Genomic DNA, 21271 nt, shown 5'->3' on the forward strand with positions numbered 1-21271 from the left:
TCCTTATCAATAAAACCGCTATGAAATATGTAAAAAACGCATTTTCTTGATAGATCAAATCTCGTTATGCTGTGCATCGTTATAATAGAAATTACTAGCTGTACGCCATGTATTTATATACTGATTTTGACCAGCAACTGGTTAATGAACGTGTTGCACAGTTCCGCGATCAAACGGAACGTTATTTAGCAGGAAAATTGACGGAAGATGAATACCGTCCACTGCGCCTTCAAAATGGTTTATACGTTCAGCGCTATGCGCCGATGCTGCGTATTGCAGTGCCTTACGGTCTAATGAATTCGAAACAGTTGCGCAAAGTTGCATCGCTGGCAAAAGACTATGACCGCGGTTATGCGCACGTATCTACGCGTCAAAATATTCAGTTTAACTGGCCTGCACTGGAAAATGTGCCGGACATGCTGCAAGAGCTTGCATCGGTTCAAATGCATGCCATTCAAACGTCGGGCAACTGTATCCGCAACACTACAACAGACCAATATGCAGGTGTCGTTGCTGGTGAGATTGCAGACCCGCGTCCGACATGTGAATTGATCCGTCAATGGTCGACATTCCACCCAGAATTTGCTTTCCTGCCGCGTAAGTTCAAAATTGCAGTGTCTGCATTAGAAGAAATTGACCGTGCAGCAACCTCATTCCACGATATTGGAGTCTATATCGTGCGCAATGAAGCTGGCGAAATGGGCTATAAAATTAAAGTCGGCGGCGGCTTAGGCCGTACGCCAGTGATCGGCAGCTTTATCCGTGACTTCTTGCCGCGTGAAGATTTAATCGCTTATTTAGAAGCGGTGCTTCGCGTGTATAACTTGCATGGCCGCCGCGACAACAAATACAAAGCGCGCATCAAAATTTTAGTGAAAGCGTTAACGCCTGCGGTATTTGCAGAAAAAGTCGAAGCTGAATTTGCCCATACCATCAAAACCTTAAAAATTGATGCCGATACCTTAAAGAAAATGGATGAAAACTTCACGCCATTTGATTATCAAGGTTATGCAGATGAAGACTTTGCTGCGCAGTTTGCGGCTGAGCCGAAATTCAAGCAATGGTTCAACATCAACACCAATGCGCATAAAGTTTCAGGCTACCGCATCGTTACGATTTCATTGAAACGCGCAGGCGTTGCGCCGGGCGACATGACGGTTGAAGAAATGAACCTGATTGCTGACCTTGCAGACAAATATACCTTTGGTGAATTGCGCACAACGCATGAACAAAACATTTCTTTGGTGGATGTGCCGCAAAAAGACTTGTTTGAGTTGTGGCAGATTCTTGAAAAGAACAACCTTGCCCGCGCGCATATCGGTTTCATTACCGACATTATCTGCTGCCCAGGCGGTGACTTCTGTTCATTGGCCAATGCGAAATCTATTCCAATTTCTGAAGCGATTTCACGCCGTTTTGATGATTTGGATACGGTGTACAACCTTGGCCACATTGACCTGAATATCTCAGGCTGCATGAATGCCTGCGGCCATCACCATGTCGGCAACATCGGTATTTTAGGCGTCGATAAAAAAGGCGCTGAGTTCTACCAAATCACTTTGGGCGGCAATGCAGACCATGATGCATCGATTGGTGACATCCTTGGGCCATCATTTGCGGCTGAAGTGGTTCCAGACATCATCGAAGAAATCCTGAATACGTATTTAGATTTGCGTACAGAAGGCGAAGAGTTCATTGAAACTTACCGCCGTGTCGGCATTCAGCCATTTAAGGAGCGCGCATATGCTTAATACAGCACTTCAAGTCCTCTCTAAAGACGGCTCTGTTGCAGACAATACTTATCAAGTGATTGGTGAAGATGGCGCGCTGCCGCAAGGCGATGTGGTTTTGACGGTAGCGCAATTGGATCAGCTGCAGAATATAACGGGTAAAAAAGGCTTATTCATTACTGTGGATGCATCTCCAGAAGTGAATACATTCCCGCTTGATCAATTAGATACCATCTTTATTGATTTTGCTGGTTTTAATGATGGCCGAGGCTATTCATTTGCTGCACTTTTACGCCGTCAAGGCTATCAAGGTGAGTTGCGCGCAACTGGCGATGTATTCAAAGATGTATTGAACTATATGAAACGTTCAGGCTTTGATTCTTTTGTTGTAAAAGAAGGCAAAGACATTCAGGAAGCTGCTGCAGGTTTAGGTGATTTTACCAATCCTTACCAAGCGTCGACTGCTGTGCCGCAAGCGCATTATCAAACAGGGGCTTAATCATTTAAGCAACTGAAAAAGCTGGACTTAGGTCCAGCTTTTTTTATATGCTAATTCTGTAATAATGGAGATGTATATGATTCGTAGTATAAAAGAATTAACTTTAGAAAACTTGTGTTTAGATAATCTCTCAAATGAATTAAGCCATCTTACTGAAATCGAGCTGTTATCCTTAATTTCTGATTATAAAAGTGATAAAACAGTAAAAGAAATTCTCCAGCTTTATTCAATAAATACTATCCCATCCAAATTCAAAAAGCTTTTACCGTTAATTTATGCTGACTTTTGTAGTCATTGTGGTGGAAAAGTTGTTTTTGAACTTCAAAGTAAAACTTATAGTTATGGTTTATTAGAGGAACAAACAGCTCAATGTGTTCAATGTAGTCACAAGCCTAATGGTTATTCTTGCCAATGTGATGCTTGTGTAAGAGCTGAAAATGAAAAAAGAATTCTAGCAGAGGCTCAAAAGAAAAGAGTTTTGTTATCTAAAAGAGAGGCTATTACAAAAGAGTATAATCCCGACAGATATAAAAAAATCGAAGAAAGTGAATTAGGAGCAACAGAAAAAATCTTTCTTAGCGTTATTGTTCGGAATTGTTTATCTGAAGATGGAAAATATATTGCGCCAATTAAAAACAGTTTGCTGCCTTTAACTCCAAGTAATGAATTAACAACAAAACTGATTAGGCATTTAACTTCAAGAAGTATTCTTATTCCATCAATTGATTCAGAAGTGGATACTTTTGTATTTGATGAGGATCAGATTCCAAACAGTTATTATACTTATGAGGTGAAATATCGCTTAAATATCGATCATGATGATAAATATAGTTTTCTTATTGAAAGATTATTGCATCCAGAAATCGAAATTTGTGAATCTATAGAAGAGCTATTAAAAATTTGGCAAGATTTAGCTTTATATGAGGTACTAAGCTATTTTACTTATCAGATGAATGATGTTGGATATAGTCCAGTAATAGGGGAGATTACTACGGCAACTTTTAATAAATTACTGGAAGTTTTTTCCGTTGGGCAAATTTATAATATTATTTTTAGAGCGGTGGCAAATAGTACACGAGCTTACCAATCGGGTGATTATACGAAAAAACATGCCATGAATATGGTAGTTGCCTCATGTCGAAATCAAGGTGAGAAAGCTGTTGCGGAAGAATGGGATCTGAAACCTTACAATCGAATAAAACAGTTACCTGAAAGTGAGTTGTCTCGTTTGATATTTACAGGAATCTTAAAGAAATCTAATCAAGGTTTTTATAGTGCTCCTACTTTAAGTAATTTAGAAAGTATGTTGGAAGTCGAATAGTGTAATTATTAATAGTTCAGCGTTCTATTTTTGAAATGTTGTATTGATCTAAATTGGCTATCGATACATGAATGAACTTTGCATAATAAAACCATCGATCATATAGGTGAATATTATGCACATGCCAACAGGTCATTTATCCCTTCTCAAAAACTGGAATGCAACACTTCCACATACTGCACCCATGCCTGTGCTGTTTTTAGGGCATGGTTCACCCATGAATGCGATTCAAGACAATGAATTTACCCGTGAATGGAATAGAATCGGAGCAAATTTAGAGACAGCTCCAACGGCAATCTTATGTATTTCGGCACATTGGCTGACACAAGGCGGTACTGCGGTTACTGCAATGCAAATGCCTCGGACCATTCATGATTTTGGTGGCTTTCCACAAGCGTTGTTTGATATGCAATATCCAGCCGCGGGCAATCAAGCTTTGGTGGATGAAACGGTAGATGCAATTAAAAGCATTGATATTCATCACGACCATGAGTGGGGCTTAGATCATGGGACTTGGGCGGTGCTGTGTCATGTTTTTCCAGAAGCGAATATTCCTGTCGTGCAGTTGAGCATCGATTATAGTCAAGGTGCGCAATATCATTATGATCTCGCGAAACAGCTTGCAGGCTTGCGCCGAAAAGGTGTGCTGATTGTGGCCAGTGGAAATTTGGTTCATAACTTGGGCCGTGTGTGGCATTTGATAAAATAAACCGTGAATATGGTTTTGATTGGGCACTAGACGCTGACCAAAAAATGCAGAACTTTTTGTTAGATCGTAATCATCAAGCACTGATTGATTGGGACAAGCAAGGCTCGGCTTTCCAATTGTCGATCCCGACACCTGATCATTACTATCCAATGCTGTATGCACTGGCATTGCAAGAAGAACAGGATGAACTCAGTATTTTTAATGCGAAAGCTGTAGGTGGATCACTGACCATGACTTCATTTCGGTTAGATCAAACAGCTTAAATCACATTTTCAAGGCATTAAAAAAGAAAAGACATTAAAAAAAGTGACCTAAAATCAGGTCGCTTTTTTTATTTTGAAAACAAGATTGATTGTATATGAGCGACTAGTTTTCGAGTTGGCAATTCACCATCCATTTAATGCCGAATTGATCGGTAAATGCGCCGTACAGTGCGCCCCAAAAGGTTTTATCTAGCGGAATTTCTATCGAACCGCCTTTTGACAGTGCATCAAACAGCTGCTTCGCTTTATCCTGTTCACTGCTGTCTAAATTGATCGAAATATAGTGATTGGTGCCCACAGTAAAGGGCTGGTTGGTTTGAGCGCAGAATTGATCATTGACGTCTGATGCCATCAGCACGGTACATTCATTAATCGGCAGCGAGACATGCATAATCTTCTGCTGATCATCATCAGAGAGGGATACGCCTTCTTGGGCGGGCATGTCGCCATAATGCATCAGCGCGGAAAACTCTCCTCCAAACACGGATTTATAAAAGTTAAAGGCGGCTTCAGTATCGCCTTTAAAGTTCAGATAGTGATTCAGCTGCATAGTGAACATCCATTTTTGTTATTGTTTCCCTTCAATTCTAGGACGATTTTCTGAACTTTAAATGATGAATCTATTAAAAAATGTAAGCATAAAAAATCCCTCTTACAGAGGGATTTTCAGTCCCCCTCCTTTATTTTTATTAAAGGAGGGGTTAGGGGAGGATTAAAGAATAATCCCTCTAAATCGCCCTTTACTCAGGAAGGCTAAAAAGCATTAAAGCACTTCAATCGCAACTGCAGTCGCTTCACCGCCGCCGATGCATAGCGCAGCAATGCCTTTTTTGCCGCCAGTGCGCTTAAGCGCATGAATCAGCGTCAAGATAATGCGTGAACCTGTCGAACCTACTGGGTGGCCCAATGCGCAAGCGCCGCCATTGATGTTGACTTTTTCGGCATCCAGTTTGAACTCATCCATTGGGCACATGGTAACCATGGCAAAGGCTTCGTTAATTTCCCAAAGATCGACATCTTGTGCATTCCAGCCAGTTTGATTTAACACTTTTTGAATCGCGCCAACCGGTGCAATGGTAAATTCAGAAGGGTGCTGCGAGTTAGATGCATAAGCCACGATTTTAGCCAACGGCGCTAAACCTTTGGCGGCTGCATGCTCAGCAGAGGTTAACACCAAAGCCGAAGCGCCGTCTGAAATTGAGCTGGCGTTGGCTGCCGTAATGGTGCCGTCTTTGGCAAAAGCAGGGCGCAGAGTCGGAATTTTGTCGATGTTGGCATTGAACGGCTGTTCATCTTTATCGACAACGACATCGCCTTTGCGCGAAGAAACGGTTACAGGCACGATTTCATCGGCGAAATAGCCTTCTGTAATCGCGGTTTGCGCGCGTTTTAAAGAGCGGATGGCAAAATCATCCATTTGTTCGCGGGTGTAGCCCTTGGTATTTGCCATATCTTGCGCAAAAGAACCCATTAAACGGCCTGTTTCAGCATCTTCAAGACCATCTAGGAACATATGATCTTTGATTTCGCCATGGCCCATGCGGTAGCCTGAGCGCGCTTTAGTCAGTACATAAGGCGCATTGGTCATAGATTCCATGCCGCCGGCAACAGCAATAGAGGCGGAACCTGCTTTGATCATATCGGCTGCCTGCATGACGGCTTTCATGCCTGAACCGCACAGCTTATTAATAGTGACTGCGCCTGTAGAATCTGGTAGGCCAGCCAGACGCATTGCCTGACGCGCTGGGCCCTGTTTTAAGCCGGCAGGAAGGACACAGCCCATAATGACTTCTTCAACATCGTTCGGCTGCAAGCCTGCACGAGAAACAGCTTCTTTAATTGCCGCAGCGCCTAATTGAGGCGCTGTTAAACCAGAAAGGCTGCCTTGAAAACCGCCCATAGCCGTACGTGCGCCATTTACAATTACGATGTCCGTCATTGTTATTTCTCCTAAATTTTTTAATTAAAAAATATCCTAACCCGAGCAGTATATTGAAAAATCTCACAGAATAAAGCGCAATTGGTGTGCAGAATGAAACCCATGAGTTCTAGCAAGCACTGATATTTTCAATTCGTGTATGTCCCATTTTACTGAGATTTAATTTTTGATGAGGCAGCCCCATCAATGAGCAGTAATAAAAGCCGCCATTTGAACCAATCGGCAAACCGGATAGGGCTTGAAAGGTAAGGCTGGGGATGCTGAGTGTTCCTTTCCAGTCCAGAGAGCCATATTTCAGATCGAGCACTTCGGTTTGTAAAACCTTTTCCGCGCTGTCTACGAGCCGGTTCTTATTGATATCGATAAATACAATGAAGCCGCTGTTCCAGTTTGTAGGTTCGCATTGCGTCAATGTTTTGCTTGGACAAATCACAATATTGGCGCGATGCACAAGCGCTAAATTTTTTGCAGACCTGTTTGCTAAGGCTAGTTTGGAAAGAGTTGACTTAACTTCTTGTTCGGCCATGAGCTGTTGAAAATGCGGTAAAGCGATTGCGGTGATGATGGCTAAAACAGCAATTGAAATTATGAGCTCAAATAATGTAAAGCCATTTTTTATTAGAGAAAACATGAAATTAGACCTGTTGTTATATATTGTTTTTATAAAAATCGTGGTATTAGTAAAGGGTTTTGATGCTTGCTTATACAGAGCAGTTAATTTTATTACTCAAGAATTGATAAAACTGCTAAAATAAAGGCAAGTGACAATAGGCGATTCACAAGAATAAATTGAGTAAAAAATTACCGAATTACAACGGAAATTGTAAGTAATTTTGTCAATAATTTACTTGATTAGATTAATCAAGCACTTGGAAAAAGAATAAAGTGTTTGTATGATTCAACGTGAATAGCTTAAAAATAAAACTGGGGTATTAGAAAGCCTATCTCAGGATAGCCAAATTTATTTAGGCTTAAGCTTGAACAACAATTTTTATCTCTGGAGGATAAATCCATGAAAATGAGTCGTATTGCATTAGCAATGCTCGTAGCTGCTCCTTTAGCAGCTGCAAACGCAGGCGTAACTGTTACTCCATTAATGCTTGGTTACACTTTCCAAGATTCTGAGCACAACAACAGCCGTGGCAACTTGACTAATGGCGGCCAAGAGCTTCAAGACGACTTGTTCGTTGGCGCTGCGCTTGGTGTTGAACTAACTCCATGGTTAGGCTTTGAAGCTGAATACAACCAAGTAAAAGGTGATTCAGATAAAAACCAAGGCGAATACAAACAAACTCAAATCAATGGTAACTTCTATGCTACTTCTGATTTGATCACTAAAAACTACGACAGCAAAATCAAGCCATACGTATTATTAGGTGCTGGTCACTACAAATACGAACTTGATTCAGCTGCTGGCCGTGATACTCGCGGTTTAGAGGAAGAAGGTACTTTGGGTAATGCTGGCCTAGGTGCTTTCTGGCGCTTAAACGATGCTTTGTCTCTACGTACTGAAGCTCGCGCGACTTACAACATCGACGAAGATTTCTGGAACTACACTGCTTTGGCAGGTCTTAACGTAGTTCTTGGCGGTCACTTGAAACCAGCTGCTCCAGTGGTAGAAGTTGCTCCTGTAGCTCCAGCTCCTGTAGCTCCAGCTCCACAAGAGTTGACTGAAGATCTGAACATGGAACTTCGTGTGTTCTTTGATACAAACAAATCAAACATCAAAGATCAATACAAGCCAGAAATCGCTAAAGTTGCTGAGAAGTTAGTTGAATATCCAAACGCTACTGCTCGCATCGAAGGCCACACAGATAACACTGGTCCACGCGCATTGAACGAACGTTTGTCATTGGCTCGTGCTAACTCTGTTAAATCTGCACTTGTAAATGACTACAACGTTGATGCATCTCGTTTGACTACTCAAGGTTTCGCTTGGGATCAACCGATTGCTGACAACAACACTAAAGAAGGCCGTGCTATGAACCGTCGTGTATTCGCGACTATCTCTGGCAGCCGTACAGTTGTTGTAGAAGGTCAACAAGCTCAATAATTTATTATTGAACTGATCTAAAAAGCAGCCGTAAGGCTGCTTTTTTATTGCTTATTATTTTTAGAATGATTTTAGCCGTTGTCATTGAACAGGCAGGTTGAGTGTAAGCTTAGCGCTGGCTAAATCCTTATAGAACTTGGCCGCCAACGATAAGCTTTTTGCCGTGCAGATGATTTTTCAGCATGGCTTCATCAATATGGCGTTTAAACAGCGAAAAAAAGCGGCAACCAGATGCAGATGACGGCCTTCAGCATTGGCTTCTCGGCAAATACAGCATGCAGAAGAAGGCGTTGTGATTATGCTTCATGGCATTTTTTGACTCAGCTGGCAATCATGCATGGATTAACGCAATAGATGAACGCGCGATTTGTGATTTGATCGTTTTTGATGCTGTGCCAGCGGCGGTATTAAAACTGTAGTGAAGTGTCAAAAAGCAATCTATTGGCTGGCCATTGTTATCGATGATCAAGGTTTTTGTTGGTACTGTAGCTGAATAAATCAGTCAGCAGGTTATGCTCTTACAGAGTGCAGATCGATTATGCTGTACATAAAAAAACAGTCCGAAGACTGTTTTTTTATAAGCGCTGAGCGTAATCCGGGAATGGAATTACTCGCGGTCAATGTTCATTGGGCGAACATCCATCGCTTGGTAAGACACCAGTTTGGCCTTGTATTTCCACTTGTAGCCTAGCCAAATCACTAAGAATAAGAAGATGCCGATGTATGTTGAAATGACACCTAATAAATCGCCATTCAGAACGGCTTGATAGTTTTGGCCCAATACCACAATGGCGCAAAGAATAAAGGCAAACCAAGGCGCGAAAGGGAAGAATTTCGCACGGTATGCAAGATCTTCCAGTTTATGGCCTTGCGCTAAATATCCTTTGCGGAAGCGGTAATGCGATACGGCAATCCCCAGCCACACGATGAAGCCGCACATGCCGGACATGTTCAGAAGCCAGTTAAATACCGCTTGTTCGCCAATGAAGGTGGTTAAGAAGCAAAGCGCCGCAATTACCGTGGTTGCATATAATGCATTCATTGGAACGCCGCGGGCATTTAATTTGGAGAAAATTTTGGGCGCGCTGCCGTTTTTCGCCATATCAAACAGCATGCGGGTAGAGGAATACATGCCTGAGTTACCGGCAGATAAAATTGCAGTTAAAATCACGGCATTCATCAGTCCGGCGGCAAAGGCAAAACCGGCTTTTTCATACAGCAGCGTGAAAGGCGACAGCGCAATATTTTCACTGGACGCGGCTTGCAATAAGCGCGGATCATCATATGCAATCAGTGTGCCGATAATGAAAATACACACCACATAGAACAAGAGGATGCGCCAGAAAATCTGTTTGATCGCAATAGGAATGGTTTTTTGCGGGTCTTTAGATTCACCAGCCGCCACACCGACCATTTCGGTGCCCTGAAAAGAGAAACCGGCAATCATGGCGACACCAATGAGGGCGGATAAGCCTCCAACAAAAGGCGCTTCGCCTTTGGTCCAGTTTGCAAAAACGCTGACATTAGGCGTCATCATGATTTTAAAAATCATAAAAATGCCAATGACAATAAAAATGATAATCGCCAGGACTTTAACTAAGGAGAAAAGGAACTCGCTCTCGCCAAAACCTCTTACCGACAACGCGTTAATGCCAAACACGACAGCAAGGAAGATGGCGCTCCAATAGAAACCTGGAATATCGGGGAACCAGAATTTCATAATGAACTGTACCGCAACCAGTTCAAAAGCCACGGTAATAGCCCAGTTGTACCAGTAGTTCCAGCCCAGCGCAAAACCGAAGCCGCTTTCAACATACTTTGTGCCGTAAGTGAAGAAAGCGCCAGAAGTCGGGTTGTGTGTCGCCAATTCGCCCAAACTGGTCATGAGGAAGTAAATCATCACGCCAATGAGGCAGTAGGCCAATAAAGCGCCGCCTGGGCCGGCATTCGCAATGGTTGCACCTGAAGCAAGGAATAAACCTGTACCGATAGAACCGCCGATTGCGATCATATTCAGATGGCGGGCGCCAAGCTTACGCTGGAGATGCGCCGGTTGAGAGGTTTCGCTCATCGTTGTTCCTTAAGATTTTTTTGAGTGCTGGCGAAGAGCACTTTGAAGCCTTGCTGATCCGTTTTTGTAATGCACTGACCAAAATTTTGCTCAATTAATACAGGATAATTTAAAAAACGGTTTGCAACGATCCACAGCTCACCGCCTGATTTCAGGTGGCGGCGCGAGGTCTTGCATAAATTTTCACTGGCATTGTAATCGGTATGTATGCCTTGATGGAATGGGGGATTGCTGACGATGGCATGCAAAAAAAGCGGCGCATCTTCAATGCCGCTGACTGCTTTAATCTCAAGCTGTTCTGGCAAAAGATTATTTTTCTCAAAAGTCAGCTGTGTAGAGGCTAAAGCAAATGCATCCACATCGAGTGCGAAAATACGGTTTTTCGGATTCAGCTTGGCTAAATAGGCGCTGATGACCCCTGCACCGCAGCCAAAATCAGCAATTTTCCCTGACGTTACTTTTGAAAGGTAAGGCAAAAGAACAGCTGTGCCGACATCCAGCTTGCTTTGACTGAAGACACCCGGCAGTGCGCAAATGCTCAAATCGCCATTTGGGGTAGGGACTGTATATTCCTGCACCCAGCTTGCAAGCGGCTTCAGTTCTGTACGGATGCTGCTGGTCAATTGCCACATTTGGCAATGGCGCGCGCTGTCCAGTTTAATGGCGCTGCCATAAGGCAGCAGCTGTTTAGCTGCACGTTCAACACCGCCTTTTTTCTCACCGACTAAAAAAACAGATGAGCCAATTTTCAAACGGCTGAGCACATTATGCAGCACATAATTCAGCAGTTCTTTTGATTTGGGAACAAAGATGACCGCCTGTTCAAAATCGGCTTCAGGCAGTTCGATGCCAAAATGAATAGGGGCCTGCTGCTTCTGAAAGTACAGGGATTCGTTGTAATTCCATGTCCAAAACTGGGCATCGACCTGTGAAGGCAAATGCGCTTGCAATTCATCGCATGGCGCATTGACAAAAAGTACAGAACCCGTCAGATAATCCTGCTGCCGAAGAACCACTTCACTTCTTGGATCCATTGATTGTTACTCCTAAGTAAAAACGATGCCCAGACAATGCTGGGCGCCGTGCATACTGAAATGAAATTATTTCTTCGTTTCAGGAAGGATAATATTTAATAGCAAGGCTGCGATGCCGCCAGTAGCGACGCCGGAGCTGAAGATATTGCGGAACAGTTCAGGCAAGTGTTCTAGAATTTGCGGCACTTGCGCAACACCCAAGCCTAATGCTAATGAAATCGCAATGATCAGCAGCGCGCGTCGGTCTAAATGGATGCCTGAAAGAATATTAATGCCTGAAGCCGCCACTGCGCCAAACATTACCATGACGGCGCCGCCCAGCACCGCTTGCGGCACAGCCTGAATCACGCCTGCAACGGCTGGCAATAAGCCGAGAATGACCAGCAGCGCTGCAATCCAAATGCCGACGTAGCGGCTGGCAACCCCAGTGAGCTGAATCACGCCATTGTTTTGCGCAAATACAGAACTCGGGAACGTATTGAATAAGCCGGCAAGCAAAGAGTTCGCGCCATTCACCAAGACGCCGCCTTTAATGCGCTGCATCCATTCAGGGCCATCTACAGGCTGGTTTGACAGTTTAGAGGTCGCTGTAATGTCGCCAATGGCTTCCAAAGAGGTGACCAGGTAGATGAATGCCATGGGAATGAATAAGCTCCAAGAGAAGCTTAATCCAAAGTGCATTGGTGTTGGAATTTGCACCAGCGGCGCATCTTCTAAGCCTGAGAAATTTAGATGCCCCATAAAGCCCGCAAGAACATAACCGACAATTAAAGCGATTAAGATGGCGGAGCTTTTTACCCAAGTGATGCGCACACGGTTTAGGATGATAATTAATGCCAAAACCGTACAGGACATAATTAAATTGTCTGTATTGGCGAAGGTTTTATCGCTCATGGCCTGATAGCCGCCGCCCATGCTGATGAGGCCTTCCTTAATCAGGGTCAAGCCGATTAACAGCACAACAATGCCTGTAACCAGCGGTGTAATGAGTTTCTTCACCCAGGGAAGAATGCGCGAAACACCCATTTCAATAAATGAGCCCGCAATCACAACGCCAAAAATAGAGGCCATGACAGCTTCAACAGGCGTGCCTGCCGCAACCATCGCCGAACCGATGCCAATAATTGGGCCGATAAAGTTAAAGCTGGTGCCTTGAACGATCAGCAGGCCTGCGCCAAAGGGGCCCACTTTTTTGCATTGCAAAAAAGTGGCAATGCCTGAGATCACCAATGACATGGAAAGAATCATATTGGTGTCTTCTTTGGACACGCCTAAAGCTAAACAGATCAGCAGGCCTGGCGTGACGATCGGTACAATGATCGCCAATAAGTGCTGAAATGCAGCAAGAAATGCAACAAGAGGTTTCGGACGGTCATTCAGTCCATAGACTAAATCAAGTTGATCTTTGGGGCTGGGAGATTGATTTAAATCAGACATGTGCAGGGCAAATTAAGGCAAGGTGGCGCTATTCTAATCTGATTACACAGCTTTACAAACCCAAAAAACATGCTACTGGTCAAAAAAATGAGCCTGTCAATAAACTGTCACTACTAAAATTTATATTTTTTCTGTATAATTTGCCCTCAAACTTTAGGCGTATCGAATTTACATGTCAGATATCAAAACTCTCCGTAACATTGCCATTATTGCGCACGTCGATCATGGTAAGACGACTCTTGTAGACAAACTTTTACAGCAATCAGGTGCTCTTGGTGATCGCGCAGGCGAGATCGAACGTGTAATGGATTCGGGCGCTATTGAAAGTGAACGCGGTATTACCATTCTTGCAAAAAACACTGCGATCAAATGGTTAGATAAGCGTACTGATACTGAATACCGCATCAACATCGTGGACACCCCGGGACATGCTGACTTCGGCGGTGAAGTAGAACGTGTAATGTCGATGGTTGACTGCGTATTGCTTCTTGTCGATTCTCAAGAAGGCCCAATGCCGCAAACTCGTTTCGTAACGCAAAAAGCGTTCGCGCGCGGTTTGAAGCCAATCGTGATTATCAACAAAGTCGACAAGCCAAGCGCGCGTCCAGACTGGGTAATCGATCAAGTATTCGATTTGTTTGATAACTTAGGCGGTACTGACGAACAGTTAGACTTCCCGGTTGTTTATGCATCAGGCCTTCGCGGTGTTGCTGGTCCTTCTCCAGAAGAACTTGCAGACGACATGACGCCATTGTTCCAAACAATCGTAGACATTGTTGAACCGCCAGCAGTTGATGTTGACGGTCCATTCCAAATGCAGATTTCTTCACTGGACTATAACAGCTTCGTAGGTGTTATCGGTGTTGGCCGCATTCAGCGCGGTTCAATCAGCTTAAACACACCTGTAACTGTGATTGATAAAGAAGGTAAGACGCGTAACGGCCGTATCCTGAAAATCATGGGTTACCACGGTTTAGAACGTATCGATGTAGATTCTGCTCAAGCAGGCGACATCGTATGTGTAACAGGTATTGATGAACTTCATATCTCTGACACCATTTGTGATCAGAAAAACGTTGAAGCTTTGCCGCCACTTTCTGTAGATGAACCTACAGTGACTATGACTTTCCAAGTAAACAACTCACCGTTTGCGGGTAAAGAAGGTAAATTTGTAACTTCACGCAACATCCGTGAACGTTTAGACCGTGAATTGATTCATAACGTTGCATTACGTGTAGAAGATACTGACAGTCCAGACCGTTTCAAAGTGTCTGGCCGCGGTGAACTTCACCTTTCAGTTCTGATTGAAAACATGCGCCGTGAAGGTTTCGAGATGGGTGTTTCTCGTCCGCAAGTAATCTTGAAAGAAGTTGATGGCGAAAAGCAAGAACCATACGAAAACGTAACATTTGACGTTGAAGAACAGCACCAAGGTTCTGTAATGGAGCAAATGGGCCACCGTAAAGGCGAAATGACCAATATGGAAGTTGACGGCAAAGGCCGTATCCGTATTGAAGCAACTGTTCCTTCACGCGGCTTGATCGGTTTCCGTTCTGAATTCCTGACCATGACTTCTGGTACTGGTATCATGACGTCAAGCTTCTCGCACTACGGTCCAATGAAACAAGGTACTGTTGCGAAACGTCAAAACGGTGTGCTGATTTCTATGGTTCAAGGTACTTGCCTGGGCTATGCGTTGTTCACACTTCAAGACCGCGGCCGTCTATTCGCTAAACCGCAGTTAGAAGTTTATGAAGGCATGATCGTGGGTATTAACTCACGTTCAGACGACATGACTGTGAACCCAACGAAAGCAAAACAGTTAACAAACGTACGTGCGTCTGGTACAGATGAAGCGTTAACTCTTGTTCCTGCTGTTGAATATACACTTGAACAAGCACTTGAATTCATTGAAGATGATGAATTAGTTGAAGTAACACCGAAGTCAATCCGTATCCGTAAGCGTTATTTGACTGAAAACGAACGTAAGCGTAACCGTTCTGGTAAATAAGATTTAAAAGTGAAACTGCGCTTAAGAGCGCAGCATCATTAAAAAAAAAGCCATCAAGTGATTGATGGCTTTTTTTGTTTAGAATTCGCAAAGCTGTATATTAAAGCGGATATTTTCCGAGTAAATTACAAGGAATTAAATATGCTTATACATTACAATTGGTGATGTAAATCACTTAAAAAATTTAATAAAGAATAGCATCGAATGTTGGCTGGAGATAAAGATGAGTATTGTTCAAGAATTTAAAGAATTTGCCGTAAAAGGCAATGTGATGGATTTAGCTGTCGGTGTGATCATTGGCGGCGCATTCGGCAAGATTATTGATTCCATGGTGAAAGATATCATCATGCCTGTGATCTCTTGGATCCTTGGCGGTGATGTGGATTATTCAAACTGGTTCTTGGTATTGGGCGATAATCCCAATAACCTGAATACATTAAAAGCAGCGCAAGACGCAGGCTTGAATGTTTTAGCCTACGGTAATTTCTTGACCATCTTAATCAACTTCCTGCTTTTGGCTTGGGTGGTGTTTCTGCTGGTGAAAATTATGAACAAAATGCGCCGTCAGCAGCCTGCAGAGCCTGAAGCGCCAGCAGCTACGCCAGAAGATATCGAATTGCTACGTGAAATTCGTGATGAGTTGAAACGTAAAGGTTAATTCATTAAAAAACGAAACGGCGCTTAAAGCGCCGTTTTTTATTGTGAATTTTGTTGAGGCGTCATTTTCATAAACTTAGGTTCTGATGTCGAAAAAACAATGCCATTTCGAATGCCTGTAAATACTTCATTTGCTTCTTCAGGTGATTCGGGTGCGCAGGCTTGTTGACCTAATATAAATAAGACCAAGGGGTGATTTTTGGATAATTTGCTAATTTGCTGTATCGCATCATACCATTTTGATTCATCGTTACGATTCCCATCTAAATCTAGTGCCAACTGGACTTCACCATGAGGGTTCATATCTTGATCATCATATAATGCTTGGATAAGTGCATGCTTTCGTTCACCTCGAATGATCGTAAAATCTGTTGTATCGACAGTGCCAAGACGAAAATAGTTGTAATAGCCCAATGGAATGTCCTTTATTTATTATTAAGTAGAATTGATTTAGTGCAATGTTATCTGGTTGCTATGATTTATATTATATGATTGAAAACCGCCAGCCAATGTTCTGAACGATTGAAAAAAATACTGGGATTATGTGCTTTAAGATGAAAAGCACATATTCACGATATACTCGTTATAGCATGTTCAATGTGGGTGCTATGTTACATCCGAAATTTAATTTCCAGCAAATGCCAGCCAAATTGGCTTTTGATTGGGCCATGCAGCTCACGTTCCGCTAGGGTAAATACCGCTTTATCAATTGGGCCGACCAGCTGGCCTTTTTTAATGTCGCCGAGCTCACCGCCTTTTTTGCCTGACGGGCAAGTCGAATGCTGTTTGGCGATTTTGGCAAAGTCAGCGCCTGCTTTAATTTTCTTTTTCAGCTGTTCACACAGGTCTTTGTCTTTGACCAAGATGTGACGGACAATCGCAGACTTCATGCTTTGCTTCCTTTAAGGGTTTTCTTGCTGGCTATTTTAACCTTTTTTAAAGGCTGGCATTCAGGACAAAATACCGATGCGCGCTGTCCAAGCTTTAAATTTTCTAAAGTCGTTTCACAGTTGATGCACATTTCACCGGCGCGGCCATAAGCCAGCAAGGTTTGCTGAAAATAGCCGTTTTCACCCATTGCGTTACTGTAATCGCGTAAGGTTGAACCGCCTAAGTCAATCGCCTGTTTTAAGATGCGCTTGATTTCTATCACCATTTTTTCAACTTGCTGAAATGTCAGGCTAGATGCTGGCTGCGCCGGATGAATGCCTAAATTGAATAGGCTTTCTGTGGCGTAAATATTGCCGACGCCGACCACAATGTGATTGTCCATCATAGCGACTTTAACGGCGGTATTTTTAGTTTTGAATTTGCTGAATAAATATTCGGCATTAAAGTCATCGCTTAAGGGCTCTGGCCCTAAGGTGTCAATGAGTTTGACCTGTGAGTCTGCATTCAGCCAAAGAATGCAGCCAAAACGCCGAGGGTCATGATAGCGCAGCTGCAAACCTTCAAACTGGATAATCAAATGGTCATGCTTGCGCAGTTCTTCATGACCGTCGCAAATTCTAAAGCTGCCGGACATGCCCAAATGCCACAGCATGCTGTCCTGCTCAAATTCAGCCAAAATGTATTTAGAGCGCCGCGTCAGCTTCAGCAGCTTTTGCCCAGCCAGCTTTTGAATATCTTCTGGAATGGGCCAGCGCAGGCTGGGCTGGCGAACCTCCACCTTTAAAACTTTTTGATCAAGCAAAGGCAGCAGGCTGGTTTTGGTGGTTTCAACTTCGGGTAATTCAGGCATTGGGCGGACAGAGCTGTGGCGGATACGCTTAATATCGGGCTGAATGGCAGGGATTGCAAGCTTCGAAATGGATGTAAAAGCCAGCGCTTTTTTGTTTTTCCTAAAAAAGTAGTCTGCATAGTCAATTTTAAAAAGATATGATTGCGGCGGCTCTGAGCGACTAAAAAAAATAGGAGGATAATAAGTTTCTGATAAATATTGAAATTAATAGATAGTACTTAATATTTAGTTATTAAAATTAAGAAAGTAATAACTAAAAGTTTAGCAAATGATAAAAATTTTGCAGATTAAAAATTTAACAATTATGTAATTATTCATTTAATTTCAATTTATTGAATTGAAAACATTAAGTTATTGCATTCAGGTTTTTCCAATGAAAAAGTTCAGTCTAGCTCTATTGCCGGCATTTTTAATGGCAGCCATGACCCAAACTCAAGCGGCGCAGCAGCCTTTCGACACCAAAGGCCAGTACATGCTGGGCGATTGGGACGGCAAACGCAGCGAATTAGCGCAGCAAGGCGTGAAATTTGAAGCCAATATCGCAGCGGATGCGGCGTATTTGGCGGATGGCGGCCGCAACGCAGGGCATTCTGCAACAGTGGCCAGCCAGCTGTGGTTAGGCACTCAATTCGATATGGAAAAACTGGCGGGCTGGAATGGCATGACTGTGCGCGCCGTGATGACGGCGCGCCAAGGCCAAAGCACCACATTGGATGATTTGCAGGATCCTTCGGCGCCGCAGTGGGCCAATGTTCAAGCCAATTTTGGCCGCGGCAATCAAAAAAGCCGCCTGTCTGAACTGTCCATTGAAAAGAACTTTAAGGAACAAGGCATCAGCATTAAAGCCGGCCGCCTAGGTTTGGGCATGGACTTTAATGTCATGGCCTGTGATTTCCAAAGCAATGCATTTTGCGCGGCGCAAATGGGCAAATGGCAAGGCAATATCTGGATGAATACGCCGGTTTCTCAATGGGGCGGACGCGTGAAATATCAAGCGGCCCCTGAAGTGGCTGCGCAAGTGGGGGTTTATGAATACAACCCGGAAAATGCCTTGGAACGCCACGGCTGGAATTTAGATACCAAAAATGCAGACGGTGTAACGATTCCTGTGGAATTGATTTGGACACCGAAGTCTTTTGTGAATGGCCTGCCGGGCAGCTACCGTGTTGGCGGCATGTACAATACTGCCGATGAAGTTAAAAACCAAAAAGACATTCAAACCGGCGAGCAGCAAGACCGTACGTTTGCCGGCTGGCTGGCAGTGGAACAGCAGCTGACTTCAACGGGCGCAGGCAAACAGGGGCTGCATAGCTTTGCAAACTTTACTTGGCATGACCGCATCACCAATAAGGTGGACAATTCACAGCAAATTGGCTTGAAATATGTGGGCCTGTCTGCAGCATTGCCAAATGACTATATTGGCTTGGGCCTAAACCGTGTGCATGTGAATGACCGTTTCTCTGAAGGCAAAGCGCAATATGACGCGCATGCTGAATACAATATTGAACTGAATTACAGCTACAACCTAGCTAAATGGCTCATGCTGCGTCCAAATTTACAGTATGTGGTTAACCCAGGTTCTACAAACAAAGTTGATGATGCCTTCTTAATTGGTTTAAGCTCTAAAGTTACATTTTAATGAGCTGAAAAGCAGGTGACCTGATGACAAGTAAAGCGTTGAATCTTCCTATGCAAATGACTTTACTTGGACTGACGGCAAGCATCTGCCAAAGCCTATATGCAGAAACAGGTTCTACGGAACCTGTTTTGCTTCCCGTCATTAAAATAGAAGCTGCCCGGACAGACACCGCTTGGCTGAATACGCCGGCTTCTGTTTACCGCATAGAGCAAAAAAATCATCAAAACAATATCGGTGTAAATTTAACCGAAACCCTGAAAGGTGTTCCGGGACTGCAATTAAACAACCGTGAAAATTATGCGCAGGACCTGCAGCTGTCTATGCGCGGCTATGGCGCGCGCTCTACCTTCGGCGTACGCGGCATCCGCTTATATGTTGATGGCATTCCAGCGACTATGCCGGATGGTCAGGGACAGACTTCAAATATTGACCTCAGCAGCCTGGATCATATAGAGGTGCTGGGCGGGCCGTTTTCATCGTTGTATGGCAATTCTTCCGGCGGGGCGATTTTGACCAGTACGAAGCAGGGTGAAGGTAAAGACTCGATTGAGCTGGGCTATTCAGGCGGCAGCCACAATAAAAGCCGTGTGGATGTGGTCGCTCAAGGCGGCGCAGACACAGCGAATGAGCCGAGCTATATGGTCAGTTCATCGTATTTTGATACTGACGGCTACCGTGAGCACAGTGCAGCTCAAAAAGTCTTGAGCAATGCCAAACTGACATGGGATTTAGATGACGGCTCTAAGGTCAACTGGATTGTCAACCATGTGGACATTCATGCAGATGATCCGCAGGGCTTGACCCGCGCGCAGTGGCAGGAAAATCCGAAACAGCAAGTGCCATTTTTAAAGCAGTTTGATGTGCGCAAGGACATTACTCAGACGCAGACAGGCTTGACCTGGAGCAAGCCGCTGAATGATCAAAATGAACTGTATGCCATGGCCTATGCCGGGCAGCGGGATGTGGTGCAGTATCAGTCAATTCCCAGCAGCACACAGGCCAATCTGCGCCATGCGGGCGGTGTGATTGATTTTAGCCGTGATTATTACGGAACAGATCTGCGCTGGACAGGCAAAGAACTCCTGCCGAATACCCGCTTTACTGCGGGTTTGGCTTTTGACTCTATGGATGAAGACCGCAAAGGCTATGAAAACTTTGATGCCGGCGGAAATTATGGTGTAAAGGGCAATTTGCGCCGCGATGAAAATAATACCCTATGGAATCTAGATCCATACCTGCAAGCCTCGTGGAACTTCCTGCCGGCTTGGACTTTAGATGCCGGCCTGCGCTACAGCAATGTGCATTATGAATCAAAGGATCATTATATTAAGGCTGGCAACGGTGATGACAGCGGCAAAACCGACTATGACAAAGTCTTGCCGTCGGCAGCCTTAAGCTGGGCCATCACAGCCAATGTCAGCAGCTATATCAGCTATGCCAAAGGCTTTGAAACGCCTACCTTTACGGAGATGGCTTATTCAGCCAACGATGGCATGAATTTCAACTTGCTGCCTGCCAGCAGTGACAATTATGAATGGGGTGTGAAAGCGCAAAATGCATGGGGCAATTTCACGGCGGCGGTTTTCCAAAGCAAAACACAGAATGATATTGTTTCCGCAGGCACGATTGATGGCCGCGCCACATTTAAAAATGCCGACAGGACTTTGCGTGAAGGGGCAGAGCTGTCTTGGAATAAAACCCTTTGGCGTGATTTGAGTACGCAGGCCAGCTACAGCTACATTAATGCTGAATTTGACGGCAATACTGCCGGTATTCAATCCGGCGCTAAAATTCCCGGCATTGCCAAAAATCAGGCTTTTGCCAGTTTAGGCTGGCAGCCGGAAACAGGATTTAACGCAGGCGTAGATGTGCGCTATATGGATAAAGTCTATGTCGATGATGCCAACAGTGACGCTGCGCCAAGCTATACCGTGGTTTCCGCCAATGCCGGCTATGTGTGGAAGCAAGCGGATTGGAAAGTCCGGACGTATGTAAGGGCTGATAATTTATTTGATGAAAACTATGTCGGCTCAGTCATTGTGAATGACGGCAATGGGCGCTTTTTTGAACCTGCGGATGGATTAAACTGGAGCGCAGGATTGAGTATCACCAAAGCATTTTAATTAAAAACAGCACTAAGCTAAACATTAGATCAAGCAGGGCAGTA

19 protein-coding genes are annotated in these 21271 nt (G+C 44.1%); 10 read left to right on the forward strand and 9 right to left on the reverse strand.

Translation table 11 applies throughout. The features are described from left to right. The first annotated feature begins 107 nt into the window (after window positions 1-107). The 5 genes from F941_RS03170 to F941_RS16855 all read left to right on the forward strand — a co-directional run bounded on the left by F941_RS03170 (window position 108) and on the right by F941_RS16855 (window position 4522). Window positions 108-1751 (forward strand): nitrite/sulfite reductase, encoded by a 1644-nt coding sequence (locus tag F941_RS03170; protein ID WP_005007802.1) that lies wholly within the window; start codon window positions 108-110, stop codon window positions 1749-1751. After that, on the forward strand, window positions 1744-2229 hold the full coding sequence (locus F941_RS03175; protein ID WP_005007804.1) for a DUF934 domain-containing protein: 486 nt from the start codon (window positions 1744-1746) through the stop codon (window positions 2227-2229). The genes F941_RS03170 and F941_RS03175 overlap by 8 nt, the downstream gene beginning before the upstream one ends. 76 nt (window positions 2230-2305) lie before the next feature. Next, window positions 2306-3550 (forward strand): hypothetical protein, encoded by a 1245-nt coding sequence (locus F941_RS03180; protein ID WP_005007807.1) that lies wholly within the window; start codon window positions 2306-2308, stop codon window positions 3548-3550. Between the two features lie 115 nt (window positions 3551-3665). Then, entirely contained in the window at window positions 3666-4259 is a 594-nt protein-coding gene (ygiD, locus tag F941_RS03185) for a 4,5-DOPA-extradiol-dioxygenase (RefSeq protein WP_005007810.1), read from the forward strand. Window positions 4260-4315: 56 nt separating this feature from the next. Then, window positions 4316-4522 carry a hypothetical protein gene (locus F941_RS16855; protein ID WP_228128326.1) on the forward strand — a complete coding sequence of 69 codons (207 nt, stop codon included), beginning with the start codon at window positions 4316-4318 and terminating at the stop codon, window positions 4520-4522. Between the two features lie 103 nt (window positions 4523-4625). Here the strand turns inward: F941_RS16855 and F941_RS03195 are convergent, their stop codons facing one another. The 3 genes from F941_RS03195 to F941_RS03205 all read right to left on the reverse strand — a co-directional run bounded on the left by F941_RS03195 (window position 4626) and on the right by F941_RS03205 (window position 7092). Continuing rightward, window positions 4626-5072, reverse strand: a complete 447-nt coding sequence (locus F941_RS03195) for a VOC family protein (RefSeq protein ID WP_005007813.1) — start codon at window positions 5070-5072, stop codon at window positions 4626-4628. Window positions 5073-5285: 213 nt separating this feature from the next. Continuing rightward, window positions 5286-6461 (reverse strand): thiolase family protein, encoded by a 1176-nt coding sequence (locus F941_RS03200; protein WP_005007816.1) that lies wholly within the window; start codon window positions 6459-6461, stop codon window positions 5286-5288. A 109-nt stretch (window positions 6462-6570) separates the two neighbouring features. After that, window positions 6571-7092, reverse strand: coding sequence for a GspH/FimT family pseudopilin (locus F941_RS03205; protein ID WP_005007822.1), 522 nt, complete (start codon window positions 7090-7092; stop codon window positions 6571-6573). 381 nt (window positions 7093-7473) lie between these two features. On the opposite strand from F941_RS03205, the gene omp38 reads away from it, so the two are divergent. Then, window positions 7474-8514 carry an outer membrane protein Omp38 gene (omp38, locus tag F941_RS03210; RefSeq protein WP_005007826.1) on the forward strand — a complete coding sequence of 347 codons (1041 nt, stop codon included), beginning with the start codon at window positions 7474-7476 and terminating at the stop codon, window positions 8512-8514. Window positions 8515-9121: 607 nt separating this feature from the next. Here omp38 and F941_RS03215 read toward each other — a convergent pair. The 3 genes from F941_RS03215 to F941_RS03225 all read right to left on the reverse strand — a co-directional run bounded on the left by F941_RS03215 (window position 9122) and on the right by F941_RS03225 (window position 13056). Then, window positions 9122-10585 carry an amino acid permease gene (locus F941_RS03215; protein ID WP_005007828.1) on the reverse strand — a complete coding sequence of 488 codons (1464 nt, stop codon included), beginning with the start codon at window positions 10583-10585 and terminating at the stop codon, window positions 9122-9124. Then, a complete protein-coding gene (locus F941_RS03220; RefSeq protein WP_005007832.1) occupies window positions 10582-11619 on the reverse strand; it encodes a class I SAM-dependent methyltransferase in 1038 nt (345 codons plus the stop codon). Before F941_RS03220 ends, F941_RS03215 begins: the two co-directional genes overlap by 4 nt. 66 nt (window positions 11620-11685) lie before the next feature. Continuing rightward, complete coding sequence (locus tag F941_RS03225) at window positions 11686-13056, reverse strand: uracil-xanthine permease family protein (RefSeq protein WP_005007834.1); 1371 nt, start codon at window positions 13054-13056, stop codon at window positions 11686-11688. Between the two features lie 172 nt (window positions 13057-13228). On the opposite strand from F941_RS03225, the gene typA reads away from it, so the two are divergent. Beyond that, window positions 13229-15067, forward strand: coding sequence for a translational GTPase TypA (typA, locus tag F941_RS03230; RefSeq protein ID WP_005007836.1), 1839 nt, complete (start codon window positions 13229-13231; stop codon window positions 15065-15067). A 223-nt stretch (window positions 15068-15290) separates the two neighbouring features. Beyond that, window positions 15291-15725 carry a large conductance mechanosensitive channel protein MscL gene (gene mscL / locus F941_RS03235; protein ID WP_005007838.1) on the forward strand — a complete coding sequence of 145 codons (435 nt, stop codon included), beginning with the start codon at window positions 15291-15293 and terminating at the stop codon, window positions 15723-15725. A gap of 38 nt (window positions 15726-15763) precedes the next feature. On the opposite strand, the gene F941_RS03240 is transcribed toward mscL, so the two are convergent. The 3 genes from F941_RS03240 to mutM form a co-directional block, all read right to left on the reverse strand. Further along, window positions 15764-16138 (reverse strand): hypothetical protein, encoded by a 375-nt coding sequence (locus tag F941_RS03240; RefSeq protein ID WP_005007840.1) that lies wholly within the window; start codon window positions 16136-16138, stop codon window positions 15764-15766. Window positions 16139-16335: 197 nt separating this feature from the next. Then, window positions 16336-16614, reverse strand: coding sequence for a peptidylprolyl isomerase (locus F941_RS03245; RefSeq protein ID WP_005007841.1), 279 nt, complete (start codon window positions 16612-16614; stop codon window positions 16336-16338). Further along, window positions 16611-17465, reverse strand: coding sequence for a bifunctional DNA-formamidopyrimidine glycosylase/DNA-(apurinic or apyrimidinic site) lyase (gene mutM / locus F941_RS03250; RefSeq protein ID WP_005007842.1), 855 nt, complete (start codon window positions 17463-17465; stop codon window positions 16611-16613). Before mutM ends, F941_RS03245 begins: the two co-directional genes overlap by 4 nt. A gap of 373 nt (window positions 17466-17838) precedes the next feature. Between mutM and F941_RS03255 the strand changes: the two genes are divergently transcribed. Continuing rightward, the gene (locus F941_RS03255) at window positions 17839-19104 is read left to right on the forward strand and encodes a carbohydrate porin (protein WP_005007843.1); all 1266 of its coding nucleotides are present in this window, start codon (window positions 17839-17841) and stop codon (window positions 19102-19104) included. A 23-nt stretch (window positions 19105-19127) separates the two neighbouring features. Then, window positions 19128-21227: a TonB-dependent receptor gene (locus F941_RS03260; protein WP_005007844.1), complete on the forward strand. Its 2100-nt coding sequence runs from the start codon at window positions 19128-19130 to the stop codon at window positions 21225-21227. The last annotated feature ends 44 nt before the right edge of the window (window positions 21228-21271 follow it).

It is taken from the genome of Acinetobacter bouvetii DSM 14964 = CIP 107468 (assembly GCF_000368865.1).
Lineage (GTDB): Bacteria > Pseudomonadota > Gammaproteobacteria > Pseudomonadales > Moraxellaceae > Acinetobacter > Acinetobacter bouvetii.

What these genes read in the sequence shown, in the direction of transcription:
- F941_RS03220 (WP_005007832.1), bottom strand. Translation starts at nt 11,619, where the DNA reads ATGGATCCAAGAAGTGAAGTGGTTCTTCGGCAGCAGGATTATCTGACG.
- F941_RS03205 (WP_005007822.1), bottom strand. Translation starts at nt 7,092, where the DNA reads ATGTTTTCTCTAATAAAAAATGGCTTTACATTATTTGAGCTCATAATT.
- mutM (WP_005007842.1), bottom strand. Translation starts at nt 17,465, where the DNA reads ATGCCTGAATTACCCGAAGTTGAAACCACCAAAACCAGCCTGCTGCCT.
- F941_RS03260 (WP_005007844.1), top strand. Translation starts at nt 19,128, where the DNA reads ATGACAAGTAAAGCGTTGAATCTTCCTATGCAAATGACTTTACTTGGA.
- F941_RS03175 (WP_005007804.1), top strand. Translation starts at nt 1,744, where the DNA reads ATGCTTAATACAGCACTTCAAGTCCTCTCTAAAGACGGCTCTGTTGCA.
- ygiD (WP_005007810.1), top strand. Translation starts at nt 3,666, where the DNA reads ATGCACATGCCAACAGGTCATTTATCCCTTCTCAAAAACTGGAATGCA.
- F941_RS03170 (WP_005007802.1), top strand. Translation starts at nt 108, where the DNA reads ATGTATTTATATACTGATTTTGACCAGCAACTGGTTAATGAACGTGTT.
- F941_RS03255 (WP_005007843.1), top strand. Translation starts at nt 17,839, where the DNA reads ATGAAAAAGTTCAGTCTAGCTCTATTGCCGGCATTTTTAATGGCAGCC.
- typA (WP_005007836.1), top strand. Translation starts at nt 13,229, where the DNA reads ATGTCAGATATCAAAACTCTCCGTAACATTGCCATTATTGCGCACGTC.
- F941_RS03225 (WP_005007834.1), bottom strand. Translation starts at nt 13,056, where the DNA reads ATGTCTGATTTAAATCAATCTCCCAGCCCCAAAGATCAACTTGATTTA.
- F941_RS03215 (WP_005007828.1), bottom strand. Translation starts at nt 10,585, where the DNA reads ATGAGCGAAACCTCTCAACCGGCGCATCTCCAGCGTAAGCTTGGCGCC.
- F941_RS03195 (WP_005007813.1), bottom strand. Translation starts at nt 5,072, where the DNA reads ATGCAGCTGAATCACTATCTGAACTTTAAAGGCGATACTGAAGCCGCC.
- F941_RS03245 (WP_005007841.1), bottom strand. Translation starts at nt 16,614, where the DNA reads ATGAAGTCTGCGATTGTCCGTCACATCTTGGTCAAAGACAAAGACCTG.
- F941_RS03180 (WP_005007807.1), top strand. Translation starts at nt 2,306, where the DNA reads ATGATTCGTAGTATAAAAGAATTAACTTTAGAAAACTTGTGTTTAGAT.
- mscL (WP_005007838.1), top strand. Translation starts at nt 15,291, where the DNA reads ATGAGTATTGTTCAAGAATTTAAAGAATTTGCCGTAAAAGGCAATGTG.
- F941_RS03200 (WP_005007816.1), bottom strand. Translation starts at nt 6,461, where the DNA reads ATGACGGACATCGTAATTGTAAATGGCGCACGTACGGCTATGGGCGGT.
- omp38 (WP_005007826.1), top strand. Translation starts at nt 7,474, where the DNA reads ATGAAAATGAGTCGTATTGCATTAGCAATGCTCGTAGCTGCTCCTTTA.